The sequence below is a fragment of the Bradyrhizobium sp. Ec3.3 genome (genome assembly GCF_000472925.1).
Classification (GTDB): Bacteria; Pseudomonadota; Alphaproteobacteria; order Rhizobiales; family Xanthobacteraceae; genus Bradyrhizobium.
In genome coordinates, this window is sequence record NZ_AXAS01000002.1 from 303,261 (window position 1) to 316,372 (window position 13,112).

A 13,112-nucleotide genomic window follows, 5' to 3' on the forward strand; every position below is an offset into this window, starting at 1 on the left:
TGCTCTTCGGCGGCTCAGGCGCTCGCCCGGATGCGCTGCTTGTCGTAGAGGTCCTTCTCGTCGTCGGCGATCGGCACGACATAGGGTTCGACCGCGCGCTTCTCGCTGCTCATCCTGCCGTCCCGCTTGGAAAGCAGCGTGTGGCAGAACCAGTTTTCGTTGTCCTTCTCCGGGAAATCCGTGCGCCAGTGGTAGAGGCCCCAGCGGCTCTCCTCGCGGTACAGCGAGGCGTGAGCCGCCATATCCGCGCAATCCATGATCGACTGCACCTCGAGCGCGCGGAGCAGCTCATGCGCGTTGCGGGCGATCATGCGGTCCTGCATGTCCTGACGCACCTCGGCGAGGCGGCGCATGCCGAGCTCGTATTTGCGGGTAACCTTTGGCGGCTGGAGATAGTCGTTCACAAGGCGACGCGTCTTGTATTCGATCTGGTTCGGCGGAATGCCGTCCTCGCGCGTGGTCGGCGCCATCACACGCTCGCGCTCCATCGCCACCTCGCTCGCATCGAACTCCGCAAAGTCGTGACTGTCGGCAAACTCCATCGCGTCGATGCCGGCGACCGAGCCGTTGGTGAAGGCACCCAGCATGTAGTTGTGCGGCACGCTCGCCATGTCGCCCGCGGCATAGAGGCCTGGCACGGTGGTGCGCGCATTGTCGTCGACGAACACGCCGGAGGCGCTGTGGCCGGAGCAGAAGCCGATCTCCGAAATGTGCATCTCGATCGACTCGCTGCGGTAGTCGACGCCGCGTCTCTGCTGGAACAGGCCGCGCGTCGGCCGCTCGACCTTGTGCAGCGTCGACTCGATCTCCGAAATGGTGTCGGGATGGAGATGCTTGAGCTGGAGGAACACCGGCCCCTTGCCGGACAAGAGCTCGTTGTAGAACTCCAGCATCATCTGTCCGGACCAGTAGTCGCACTCGATGAAGCGCGAACCTTCGTTGTTGGCGGTGTAGGCGCCGAAAGGACCGGCGACATAGGCGCAGGCCGGGCCGTTATAGTCCTTGATCAGCGGATTGATCTGGAAGCATTCGAGGTTCGCGAGCGCCGCACCGGCGTGATAGGCCATGGCATAGCCGTCGCCGGAATTGGCGGCGTTCTCGTAGGTTCCGAACATATAGCCGGAGGTTGGCAGCCCGAGCCGACCGGCGGCGCCCATGCACAGGATCACCGCCTTGGCCTTGATCACGAGCATCTCGGCGGTGCGCGTGTTGACGCTGATCGCGCCGGCAATGCGGCCGTCGGCGGACTTCAGCAACCGCGTCGCCATGTAGCGGTTGGAGATCAGGATGCGGGCCCGGCGGAGCTGACGGTACAGCGCCTTCTTCACGGTCTCGCCGTTCGGCATCGGCAGCACGTAGGTGCCGATGTGGTGCACCTTCTTGACGGCATAGTCGCCGTTCTCGTTCTTCAGGAATCGGATGCCGAAACTGTCGAGCTCCTCGATGATCTTGTAACAATTCTGCGCGTATTTATAGACCGCCTTCTGATCGACGATGCCGTCGTTCGCGATGGTGATCTCCTTGGTGTACTGCTCGGGCGTCGCGTAGCCGGGAATGACGGCGTTGTTCAGCCCGTCCATGCCCATCGAGATTGCGCCGGAGCGCTTGACGTTGGCTTTTTCGAGCAGGACGACGTTGGCCTTCGGATTCCTGAGTTTCGCCTTCAGTGCCGCCATCGGACCGGCCGTGCCGCCGCCGATGACCAGCACATCGCAGGAAACCTCCGAAAGTCCGTCGACGATCTGATCTAGTGCCATCGCTTGCTCCTGGTTCGCCGGCATGTCCGGCGCCTTTGCATCAGAGTTGTTCAGGTGGGGTCCCGGCGATAGCAATTAGTTGTCGCCGGAGAGAGATTTTTCCTCACCGCTCCACGAACGCTTTCTCGATCACGAAGTGGCCGGGCTGGCTGTGATTGCCTTCGGCAAAACCGCGGTCCCTGAACATCACGTGCAGCTCTTCGAGCATCGCGGGGCTGCCACAGAGCATGATGCGATCGGTATCGCGGTCGAGGCAGGGCTGGCCGATGTCCTCGAAGAGCTGGTTCGACGCGATGAGGTCGGTGATGCGACCGCGATTGCGGAAGGGCTCGCGCGTGGCGGTCGGGTAATAGATCAGTTTGTCCCTGATCAGGGGACCAAGAAATTCATGGCTACGCAGGCTGTCGACCAGGTGCTCGCCATAGGCGAGTTCGGAAACCTGGCGGCAGCCATGGGCGAGCACGATGGTCTCGTAATTCTCGTAGACGTCGGGGTCCTTGATCAGGCTTGCGAACGGTGCGAGGCCCGTGCCGGTAGACAGCAGGAGCAGCCGCTTTCCCGGAATGAGATTGCCGGTGATCAACGTGCCCGTGGGCTTGCGGCCGACCAGGATGATGTCACCCTCCCTGATCTTCTGGAGCCGCGAAGTGAGCGGACCATCCGGCACCTTGATCGAGAAGAACTCGAGATTCTCCTCGTGATTGGCGCTCGCCATGCTGTAGGCGCGCATCAGCGGCCGGCCGTCGACCTCGAGCCCGATCAGGGCGAACTGGCCGTTCTGGAAGCGGAAGCCGGGATCGCGTGTCGCGGTGAAGCTGAACAGGGATTCGGTCCAGTGCTTGACCGAGAGGACCGTCTCCTTCTGAAAAGCGCTCATCGTTCGTCTCTCCTTGCTTGCCCGATGCCGGGGAAAGTTTCGGAGAGGAGCAGTTCCCGCAACGGCGAACTGCCGTTCCCGGTCGATTAGTTTCACATTTCGCGGGCAATGATCGAGGAGGAGGCAGCCGCGCTGTGCTCGTGACTGTCGCGTCCGCTCAAGTCCGGCAATTAGTTGCTATCGGGACGCTTTCTTTGCCGGCTAGGAGGAGACTGGAGGCTTGCCATGACCATGACTGCACTGGTCGCACCAACGGTGACCGACTACGCAACAAGCGCCGATCTCGCGACACTCGTCGTGCGCACCACGCACGATGGCGAGATCATGCTCGGCGCCGAGCAGCTCCGCCTCTCCTGCAAATGCGCCCACTGCACCCGCGCCCGCTTCGACGGCCGCTTCCCCCAGGCGTTTCCGGGCATCGCCATTACGGAGATCGGCGACCTCGGCTACGGGTTGAACATCTCGTTCTCGGACGGTCACAACCGCGGGATCTACCCGAAGCCGTATCTGCTGAATTTGGCGGGGCGGTAGACCGAAGCAGACTCGGCATTGGTGCGAGCGCGGGCCCCAAGCTCCTCTGTCATTCCCCGCGAAAGCGGGGAATCCAGTACGCCGCGGCCTCTCCGTAACTCATTGCTGTCTCTGGAATACTGGATCGCCCGCCTTCTCGGGCGATGACAGAGGAGTGGACGGCGCCGGCCTGCCACAAGCGTTCCCCTAAGAGGCCTGTCCCGCGCCCCGTCTGGCACGGACATTGCTCCTCTTTAGAACGGTTTGAACAATCCGGAGGCAGGTGATGTTGCAGGCGGCCAATGCGGTTCGCGGGACTGTTCCCGCAACGGTCCGGCCTGCCGGAAGCTCCTCGCTGCTGCTCACCGAGAACCAGCAGTGGATCGGTGGACCTCCGCCGCTGATGGACAAGCTGACCCCGCGCGAGCGCGAATTGGTGCTGAAGCAGGGGCGCCGAAAGGTGCTCAACCGCGGCCAGACGCTGTTCAGCCAGGGCGGCAAGCATGACGGCATCTGGCTGATCGAGAGCGGCCGCGTCCGCGTCTTCTACACCTCGCCGCTGGGCCGCGAGATCACGCTCGCCTACTGGCATGTCGGCAATTTCGTCGGCGGCCCCGAAGTGTTCGAAGGCACCGTGCACCAATGGTCAGGGGTTGCATCCAGCAATTGCTGCGTCGTGCACCTTCCCGGAAAGGAGCTGCGAACACTCGCGGCCGAAATCCCCAACCTCGCGATTGGCCTGATCGAAGGGCTGACCTTCAAGGGCAAATGCTATTCGGCGCTGGCGCAGATGCTGGGAACGCGCTCGATCACCCAGCGCCTTGCGCATCTGATGCTCCACCTCGTCGAGCTCTACGGCGTGGAAGATGCTGACGGCACGTTGATCGCCGCCGCGTTCACCCACGCCGACATCGCCCACATGGTCGGCGCGACCCGGCAATGGGTCACGATCAGCCTGAAGCGCATGCAGGAGAAAGGAATCGTTCAGACAAAACGCTCCCAGATCGTGGTCAGCCGTCCCGGCATCCTGGAGGAGATGCGCGGCCAGGCTTCCGATTAGGACCGGTGCACATGCAATTGGCTTTCAACTGCGAAACTGCCCAAGGAGTATGCAACCGGTCTTTCCCGGCAACTAATCGACTGCGACGGTAAATCCGGATTTGCCCTGCCCGCCCCCTCAACCAATCATGGCAACCACAGCACATCCAACCGAATGAGGATGAGAATGGTCCGCCATCTTCCCACGCTCTCGATCGCGATGTCGGTGACATCGCTGGCGCTCTTGCTGGCGCAGCCCGCGACGGCGGAGACAGTCACCCTCGGTATCGGCACGCAGGACACCACGACCAACACGGTCACCGCCGGCGTCGTGATCCGGCAGCTTCACCTCCTCGAAAAATATCTGCCAACCGACGGCAAATACGCCAACATCAAGTTCGAGCTGGAATGGCAGAATTTTACGTCCGGTCCGCCCGTCACCAATGCGATGATGGCGAACAAGCTCCAGATCGGCATGATGGGCGACTATCCGCTGATCGTGAACGGCTTCACCTTCGAGAGCAATCCCGAGAGCAAGAGCCGGCTGATCGGCGTTGCCGCCTACAGCCTCTCTGGCTCCGGCAACGGCATTGTCGTCCACAAGGATTCGCCCTACTACGATCTCGCCGATCTCAAGGGCAAGCTTGTCAGCGTGCCCTTCGGCTCAGCCGCGCACGGCATGGTGCTGAAGGCGATGCAGGACCGCGGCTATGCGTCCGACTTCTTCCAGCTCGTGAGCCAAAGCCCCGAGGTCGGCTCGACCAATCTCCAGGAGAAGAAGATCGACGCCCATGCCGACTTCGTTCCGTTCGCCGAGCTGCTGCCGTTCCGCGGCTTCGCGCGCAAGATTTTTGACGGCGTCGAGACCAACCTTCCGACCTTTCACGGCATCGTCGTGCGCACCGACTTCGCCGAAAAATATCCGGAGGTCGTCGTCGCCTACATGAAGGCGATCATCGCAGCCAATCAGTGGCTGCGCGACGATCCCAAGCTGGCGGCCGAGAAGATCCAGGAATGGACCGGCATCAGCAAGGAGGTCGTCTACATCTTCCTAGGTCCCAGCGGCAACATGACCACCGATCCCACGATCAAGCCAGCACTGATCGACGCGGCCACCACCGACGTCAAGGTGCTGCAGAATCTCGGCCGCATGAAGGAGTTCGATCCGAAGAAATGGGTCGACGACAGCTACATCCGCAAGGCCTATGCCGAGATGAAGCTCGATTATGACGCGCAGCTCGCGAGCACCAAGAACTACGAGATCTCCGGCGAGGACAGCTTCTGCAGGAAGCCGATCGTCGATCCGCGCAAGGCCGGCGAGGTCTGGGTCGACGATGCCGGCATCCTGCCCTTCGCCAGCGCGGCCTGCACGCTCGGCGCCTATGCCGACCTCAAGGCCAAGGGCAAGAAGATCAACGTCGCCTACGTCTTCGACACCACCCGCGGCATCAAGCTGTTCGCCGACCAGGCCTTCTATGCGGTCGGCGCCGGCGACGTCGCACCGTTCCTCCTGAAGAAGGACGCGGAAACCTATGCGACCAAGATCAACGGCAAGGTTCTCGGCTTCGATGATGCCGTGAAATCGGCGGTCACTGGGGGCAAGACGTGAGCAGCAGTCCCGCCATCCTGCGCCATCAGGAGGACGCCATGCCGGCAGCCGCAGCCGTCACAGAGCCCTCGCCTGCGCCTGTCGCAACGCCGACCCCCGCGTCGCCCTCATTCGGCGCCCTGGCAGGTCGCTGGTATCGGCTCAACCAGGACAGGTTGCGTGCGACCGCCATCGGCGTGATCTCGCTCGCCGCCTTCCTGCTCGTCTGGCATTTGCTCACGACCTACCGCGTCGTGTTCTTCGTGCGTTTCACCAACGTGCCCTCACCACTGGCGGTCTATGCGAGCTTCACCAAGGCGATCCACGATCCCAAATTCCTGATGCACATCGTGTTCAGCTGCCGGCGCATATTCTTCGGCTTCTCGCTGGCTGCGATCGTCGGCGTGCCGCTCGGGCTGATCATGGGCCGCTTCAAGCTGGTCCATGAGGTGGTGTTCCCGGTTGCGGAAGTGCTGCGGCCGATCCCGGCGATCGCCTGGGTGCCGATGGCGATCATGCTGTGGCCGACCAACGAGCAGAGCATCGTCTTCATCACCTTCCTTGGATCGTTCTTCCCGATCCTGGTCAACACGCTGCACGGCATGTCGCTGGTCGATCCAGTGCTGGTACGCGCGGCGCAATGCCTGGGGGCGCGCGAGCGCTCGATCTTCCGCGAGGTGTATTTTCCGGCCTCGCTACCGCACATCTTCACCGGCCTCACCATCGGAATGGGGGTTGCCTGGGTGTCGCTGATCGCGGCCGAGATGATCTCCGGGCAATACGGCATCGGTTACTTCACCTGGGAGGCCTATTCGCTGGTCCAATATGCCGACATCGCGCTCGGCATGATCGCCATCGGCGTGCTCGGCCTCGGATCGAGCCTGCTGATCCGCGGCGCCGGACAATTGGTGATGCCATGGAGGGCGAAATGAGCGAGATCGCGACCGCCACCCCGCAGGGACATATCGAGGTCAGGAATTTTTCGCTGAGCTACGAGACCATCGACGGATCGGTCGAGGCCGTCACCAACACGCATATCCATGTCAAACCGGGGGAATTCGTCTCGATCGTCGGGCCATCGGGTTGCGGCAAGTCGACCTTCCTGAATGCGGTGGCTGGGTTTCTCAAACCCACCACCGGCACCATCACGGTCGACGGCGAACGCGTCAGTAGGCCGAGCGCCGAGCGAGGCATGGTGTTCCAGCAATATTCGCTGTTTCCCTGGAAGACGGTGCGGGAGAACGTCGAGTTCGGCCTGAAGATGCGTGGCATGCCCCGCTCGCAGCGCGAGCGCGCGGCGCGCACGCTGCTCGGGCTCGCGGGGCTCGAGGCCTTCGAGAAGCATTATCCGGAAAAGCTCTCCGGCGGCATGAAGCAGCGCGTCGGCATCGTGCGTGCGCTCGCGACGGGGCCGAAGGTGCTGCTGCTGGATGAACCCTTCGGCGCGCTGGACGCGCAGACCCGGGTGATCATGCAGCAGATCCTCACCAACATGTGGCAGCGGCTGAAGATCTCGGTCTTGTTCGTCACCCACGACATCGACGAAGCAATCTTCCTCTCCGATCGGGTCTACTGCATGACCGCGCGGCCCGGCTCGATCAAGGCGGAGATCCCGATTCCGCTGGAGCGGCCGCGACAACAATCCATGATGATGTCCTCGGAGTTCCTGGCGCTGCGCCGCGGGTTGATGTCCCTGATCCGCGAGGAAAGCCTGAAGGCGATGGGCGGCGAGATCAACGACCTCGGTATGCAAGGGCTCAACATCGAGCTGCACGGCCACTCTCTGGCGGACGTGTTGTAAGCGGCGTTCTCGTGAACTGATTTCCCTTCTCACGTTGTCGGGGAAGGTGGCGCGCACAGCACGCCGGATGAGGGGTTGCGTCCGCGAATATCATGAGCGTGTCTCTCGCGGAGAGAGACCCCTCACCCGGCTTCGCTCACGCGAAGCCACCCTCTCCCAGAAGGGAAGAGGTTCAGTGTGCGTTCCTCACTTGAACCAGTGCACCAGTCCGATGCTGATCCCGAGCAGCAGCATCAGCGACAGCGTCACTGCCGCCGTCACGCGTCCCCCGACGTTGGCGAGCACGCGCACGTCGACGCCGAGACCGAGCGCGGCCATGGAGACGACGGTGAGGAAGCTTGTGATCTTCGTCACCGGACCGACTACGGTTGACGGAACGATCTCGAGCGAACGGAGCGTGGCGAGCGCGAGAAAGCCGAGGATGAACCAGGGCACGAGCCGGAAGAAGCCGACGCTGGTCTTCTTCGCTCCGCCCTGCCGGCGCGAAGCAACGAGCGAGAGGCCGACGACGACCGGCCCCAGCATCAACACGCGCATCAGCTTCACGAGCGTTCCGATCTGCGTGCTGACGAGGCCAGCCGGCACGGTCGCCGCGAGCACCTGCGGCACGGCGTAGACGGTCAACCCTGCGAGGATGCCGTATTGCGTCGCCGTCAGTTGCAAAAGCGGGATGAGCAGCGGCAGGCCCAGCACCATCATCACGCCGAGGATCGCGGTGAAGGAGATCGAGGATGCGATCTCGTCATTGTTGGCCCCGATGATCGGCGCCACGGCGGCGATCGCCGAGTTGCCGCAGATGGAATTGCCGCAGGCGATCAGGATCGACAGCCGTGTGGACAGGCCGAGCATGCGGCTTAAGCCAAACGAGACGCAGAGCGCGACCACGACCACGGCGGCGATCGAAGCGAGCAGCGTCACGCCCGAGGCGGCGATCGCGGCAAAGCTGATGGAGGCCCCGAGCAGCATCACCGCGACTTCGAGGAGTTGCTTGGCGCTGAAGGCGACGCCGGCCTGCCAGCGCTCGGACGGCTTCCAGAAGCTGCGTACGGCCATGCCGAGCAGGATCGCCATCACCAGCGCCTCTACATAGGGATGCGCGAAGGCGTGCCGTTCGGTGGCTTCAAGGGCGGCTGAGATGCCGGCAATGCCGATGCAAAGGAGAACGCCCGGAATCAGCGCCACAATGCGGCCGGCAGTGGTCGCCGGTCTTGTGCCGGCTGAAGAGGATGCTTCGTTCTGGGCCACTCAAATCTCCCGAAGGAGAAGATTTTATGCGCGAGAGGGCGCAAGAGGGCAATATATTTTCGATTCCGGCCGGCGGAAGCAAGTAATGTCCTTAAAGGCTATTCTCCTGTGCGCGCAGGCGAGTGCGGCCCAAAGGATGGCCTTCGAGCACATTGCAGACAGAAGGGAGCGGCTGCTCGGATGGCCTAGAAGATCAGGCCCTTGGCCAGGGATGCGACGCGGCTAAAACCGTCGAAAACGCCAGGCTCGAAGAAGGCGGCGCGGGCGAGCACGATGGCCCCGACCAGCGACCAGAACAAACCGGCGCCCGTCCACAGCAGATATTTGGAGGCGCGAGACTGCGGCCGGTCGTCCCTTGCCGGGGCCAGTCGCTCGCCAAAAGGCTCGAAATTTGCGCGTTCCATCGCGAGGCCAATCCACTGAATTCTGAACGGAATGTCGTCGTTTGCGCTTCTCTCGGCAATGGAACTGATTGGCTTTTTTCGCCCCCGCGCGGGAATTTCCTTCCGCGGGAGCAGGCTACAACGATAGCTTTCTTCTTTGGCGGCGTCTGGGCCCAAGCCCCCTGCCCGGTTCGGCAGTAAAGTGCCAAGATCGCATTGGTCGCCTTCGCCGGACTTGGGATCATTCATGAACATCGAACTGCCGCGCCAGCACCTCGACCTCGCCTCCGCAATCGCCGAGGGCGACATCCGCTGCCTCCTGATGGTGCTCGTTCACATGACCGGCGACGAGCGCTGGCTCGCCCAGCCCTATTTGCCGAAGCGCGACATCCGTCTCATCCCGGATCCCGAGGCCGGCGTGCCGAGGGACGTGCAGGACGAAATCCGCGCCGCTGTGGTCGGACTCTTTGCCGACGGCCATCCAACACCAGTCATCACCGATCCTGGCGAAGAGCTGCTTCTGAAGATGATGCGTGCCTGCCTTGGCGAGAATGTCGCGCCGGAATATGCGCCGCTGATGCGCGAGGAGATGGGTTTCGCGCCGCGCGAGGCGCGCTGGAGCAGCCGTCCGTCCGACGCGCAATTGGCGGAGGAGCACGTGCTGATCGTCGGCGCCGGCGTCTGCGCCATCGCGCTTGGCGTGGCGCTCGGCCATCTCGGCATTCCCTACACCATCGTCGAAAAGAATGCCGAGCTCGGCGGCACCTGGTGGATCAACCGCTATCCCGGTTGCGGCGTCGACACGCCGAACCACTCCTATTCCTACTCCTTCGGCCCGCGCAACGCGTGGACCCGTTATTTCTGCCAGCGCGAGGAGTTGCTCGATTACCTCAGGAAGGTCGCCGACGAGTTCGGCCTGCGCAAGCATCTGCGGCTGAACACGCAACTGACCTCGTCGCGATGGGACGAGAGCAGGCGCCGCTGGATCTCGACGCTGAGGACAAGCAGCGGCGAAGAAACGTTCGAGTCCACGGCACTCGTCAGCGCGATAGGCCAGCTCAACGATCCCTCCCGCGCGCGGTTCAAAGGCGAGGAGGATTTCAAGGGCCGGATCCTCCATTCGGCGCTGTGGTCGAACGACATCAACGTCGACGGCAGGCATGTCGCGATCATCGGCACCGGCGCGACCGCGATGCAGCTCGTGCCGGCGATCGCACCCCGCGCTGCTTCCGTCACCGTCTACCAGCGCTCCGCGCAATGGGCGCGACCGGTGAAGGGCTATTCCGATCCAATTACACAGGGCGCGCGCTGGCTGCTCGCGCACCTGCCGTTCTATGTGCAGTGGTACCGCTTCAACATGTTCTGGCGCTATGGCGACGGCCTGTTGCCGTTCCTGCGCAAGGATCCAGCCTGGCCGCATCCGGAGCGTGCGGTCAACAAGGGCAATGACCGGCACCGCCAGGAGTTGACGGACTTCATCCTTTCCGAGCTGAAGGACCGCCCTGACCTGATCGCCAAATGCGTGCCGACCTACCCGCCTTACGGCAAGCGCATCCTGCTCGACAACGACTGGTTCAAGACGCTCACGCGCGGCAATGTCGAGCTGGTCACCGACTCGATCGATCATGTCGATCGCGATGGCATCGTGACATCCGACGGCGAGAACCGCCGGGCCGACATCATCGTGGTCGCGACCGGATTCAAGGTCACCGAGATGGCGGCCCGCCTCGACATCACCGGCCGCGACGGCAGGAATCTCCGCGACGCCTGGGCGGGCGACAATCCGACCGCGTTTCTCGGCCTCACCGTCCCGGGCTTCCCGAACTTCTTCTGCATGCTGGGCCCGAACTCCGGCCCTGCGCATGGCGGCAGCGTGATCTTCCAGTCGGAATGCCAGAGCCGCTACATTTCGGCCTGTCTCGTCGAGATGATGGAAAACAGTGTCGCCGCCATCGACGTCCGCCAGGATGTGCACGACGATTACATCCGGAAGGTCGATGCCGAGCACGAGGCGATGATCTGGACCCATCCGGGCATGACCACCTACTACCGCAATACAAGCGGCCGGGTGTTCTCAGCGATGCCGTGGCGCTTCGTGGACTACTGGCGGATGACGCACGATCCGGATCTCGGCGACTACCGCCTGACGAAGGCGTGAACCTGGCGACGCTTGGCTTCGGCCGGCGACTGCGAAGCAGGCGCGGGCCCTGCGCCATCGATTGCGCTGATCCGCGGTGCCTGAGCCTTCGATGTTTGAGGGTTCGGTGCATGAGTCCTTGGCGTCTGGACGAGAAACGCCGGCGGCTGCGCCGGTCGTTCAGACGCTCGCACGTACGGCTCCCACTTCAGATATTTGGCGCGGCGCTTTTGCGAGATGCGATCACGCGTGACATATCCCGCCGCAAACGAGATCGCGGCGACCAGAATGAGGATGAGAACGCCAAGCATTCGGACCGTTCCGTACGAAGATTTCGGATCGTGCCTATCAATGCCAGCAACCTAACCCCGATGTGACCATTTCGAGGAAATTAAGCGACGACGTGAACTGATCCGTGATCCCTGCTTTTCTCGCGCGTAGGAACCTTTGCGCGAGATGTGAAAAGAGCACATTATGAGGCTTACGCCTCTGGAGCGATCGCGCGGAACGCGCATTGCCTAATGCGTTATCAGCAAGCCCGACGTGACGGCTTCGTCACGCCGCCAGGCTGCTCTCGACCGGCGAGAACGGCAGACCTAGACTCTCCGCTACGGCCTTGTTGGTGATGCGGCCGCGATCGACGTTGAGGCCGTTGCGCAAATGCGGATTCTCGAGCACGGCTGCAAAGCCCTTGCCCGCGAGCATCAGCCCGAAGGGCAGTGTGGCATTGTTCAATGCCTGGCTCGATGTCACCGGCACTGCGCCTGGCATGTTTGCAACACAGTAATGCACGACACCGTCGACCTCGTAGGTCGGCTCGGCATGGGTCGTCGGACGCGAGGTCTCGAAACAGCCGCCCTGATCGATCGCAACGTCGACCAGCACGGCGCCTGGCCGCATCGGCTTGAGCATCGCGCGCGTAACCAATTTCGGAGCGCTCGCACCGGGTACCAGCACCGCGCCGATCACGACATCAGCGGAAAACACCTCGTCCTCGACGGACTCGATCGTGGAGAAGCGCGTGCGCACGCGCCCAAGGAACATATCATCCAACTCACGCAGGCGCGGGATGGAACGATCGATCACGGTAACCTCTGCACCAAGACCCGCCGCCATGCGTGCCGCCTGGGTTCCGACGACCCCGCCGCCGAGCACGACGACCCGCGCCGGCTGCACACCGGGCACGCCGCCGAGCAGCACGCCGCGTCCGCCTGCCGAACGCTTGAGCGCGGCGCCGGCCGCCTCGATCGCGAGGCGGCCGGCGACTTCGCTCATCGGCGCGAGCAGAGGGAGCTGGCCGCGCGCGTCAGTGACGGTCTCATAGGCAATGGCAGTGCAGCCGGAGGTGAGCAGCCCCTTGGTCTGCGCGGGGTCGGGCGCGAGATGAAGATAGGTGAAGAGGATCTGGTTCTCGCGAAGCTGCGTCCACTCGCTCTGCTGTGGCTCCTTCACCTTCACGATCATCTCGGACTTGGCAAAGATCTCGCGCGCGCTGCCCGCAATCGAGGCGCCCGCCTTGCGGTAGACTTCGTCGGAGGCGCCGATGCCCTCGCCCGCACCGGTCTCGACCCAGACCTCATGCCCGGCCGCGACATATTCGCGAACGGCGCCCGGGGTCAGCCCGACGCGATATTCCTGCACCTTGATCTCCTTTGGAACACCAACGCGCATAGCGAACTCCTTGCCCTAAAGTCTTGATTCTCCTCTTCATGTTAGCGGCCGCGCCGGTTTGGTTTCGTGCAAATATCGGCTAGTTTCTCCTCGCGGACGCCGGTT

At 63.0% G+C, this 13,112-nt stretch carries 11 protein-coding genes; 6 read left to right on the forward strand and 5 right to left on the reverse strand.

What is annotated here, in order from left to right; genetic code table 11:
- Positions 1 to 14: 14 nt before the first annotated feature.
- Both YUU_RS0103905 and YUU_RS0103910 read right to left on the reverse strand, forming a co-directional pair.
- Positions 15 to 1,757 carry a fumarate reductase/succinate dehydrogenase flavoprotein subunit gene (locus YUU_RS0103905; protein ID WP_027521187.1) on the reverse strand — a complete coding sequence of 581 codons (1,743 nt, stop codon included), beginning with the start codon at positions 1,755 to 1,757 and terminating at the stop codon, positions 15 to 17.
- Positions 1,758 to 1,860: 103 nt separating this feature from the next.
- Positions 1,861 to 2,634, reverse strand: a complete 774-nt coding sequence (locus YUU_RS0103910) for a ferredoxin--NADP reductase (protein WP_027521188.1) — start codon at positions 2,632 to 2,634, stop codon at positions 1,861 to 1,863.
- A 225-nt stretch (positions 2,635 to 2,859) separates the two neighbouring features.
- Here YUU_RS0103910 and YUU_RS0103915 point away from each other — a divergent pair, with 225 nt between their 5' ends.
- The 5 genes from YUU_RS0103915 (at position 2,860) to YUU_RS0103935 (ending at position 7,571) form a co-directional block, all read left to right on the forward strand.
- Positions 2,860 to 3,165, forward strand: a complete 306-nt coding sequence (locus tag YUU_RS0103915; RefSeq protein WP_027521189.1) for a gamma-butyrobetaine hydroxylase-like domain-containing protein — start codon at positions 2,860 to 2,862, stop codon at positions 3,163 to 3,165.
- A 265-nt stretch (positions 3,166 to 3,430) separates the two neighbouring features.
- Positions 3,431 to 4,204, forward strand: a complete 774-nt coding sequence (locus YUU_RS0103920) for a Crp/Fnr family transcriptional regulator (RefSeq protein WP_198031691.1) — start codon at positions 3,431 to 3,433, stop codon at positions 4,202 to 4,204.
- A gap of 165 nt (positions 4,205 to 4,369) precedes the next feature.
- Complete coding sequence (locus YUU_RS0103925) at positions 4,370 to 5,791, forward strand: ABC transporter substrate-binding protein (protein ID WP_027521191.1); 1,422 nt, start codon at positions 4,370 to 4,372, stop codon at positions 5,789 to 5,791.
- Between the two features lie 38 nt (positions 5,792 to 5,829).
- A complete protein-coding gene (locus YUU_RS0103930; RefSeq protein WP_051389612.1) occupies positions 5,830 to 6,702 on the forward strand; it encodes an ABC transporter permease in 873 nt (290 codons plus the stop codon).
- Positions 6,699 to 7,571: an ABC transporter ATP-binding protein gene (locus tag YUU_RS0103935; protein ID WP_027521193.1), complete on the forward strand. Its 873-nt coding sequence runs from the start codon at positions 6,699 to 6,701 to the stop codon at positions 7,569 to 7,571. The genes YUU_RS0103930 and YUU_RS0103935 overlap by 4 nt, the downstream gene beginning before the upstream one ends.
- Before the next feature lie 186 nt (positions 7,572 to 7,757).
- Here YUU_RS0103935 and YUU_RS0103940 read toward each other — a convergent pair whose 3' ends face one another.
- Positions 7,758 to 8,816, reverse strand: coding sequence for a YeiH family protein (locus tag YUU_RS0103940; RefSeq protein WP_027521194.1), 1,059 nt, complete (start codon positions 8,814 to 8,816; stop codon positions 7,758 to 7,760).
- Between the two features lie 185 nt (positions 8,817 to 9,001).
- Positions 9,002 to 9,448, reverse strand: a complete 447-nt coding sequence (locus YUU_RS61015) for a hypothetical protein (protein WP_245287938.1) — start codon at positions 9,446 to 9,448, stop codon at positions 9,002 to 9,004.
- Here YUU_RS61015 and YUU_RS0103950 point away from each other — a divergent pair.
- A complete protein-coding gene (locus YUU_RS0103950) occupies positions 9,447 to 11,357 on the forward strand; it encodes an NAD(P)/FAD-dependent oxidoreductase (RefSeq protein WP_027521196.1) in 1,911 nt (636 codons plus the stop codon). The two genes, YUU_RS61015 and YUU_RS0103950, sit on opposite strands and share 2 nt — an antisense overlap.
- A 534-nt stretch (positions 11,358 to 11,891) precedes the next feature.
- Here the strand turns inward: YUU_RS0103950 and ald are convergent.
- Entirely contained in the window at positions 11,892 to 13,007 is a 1,116-nt protein-coding gene (gene ald, locus YUU_RS0103960; protein ID WP_027521197.1) for an alanine dehydrogenase, read from the reverse strand.
- Positions 13,008 to 13,112: the final 105 nt, after the last annotated feature.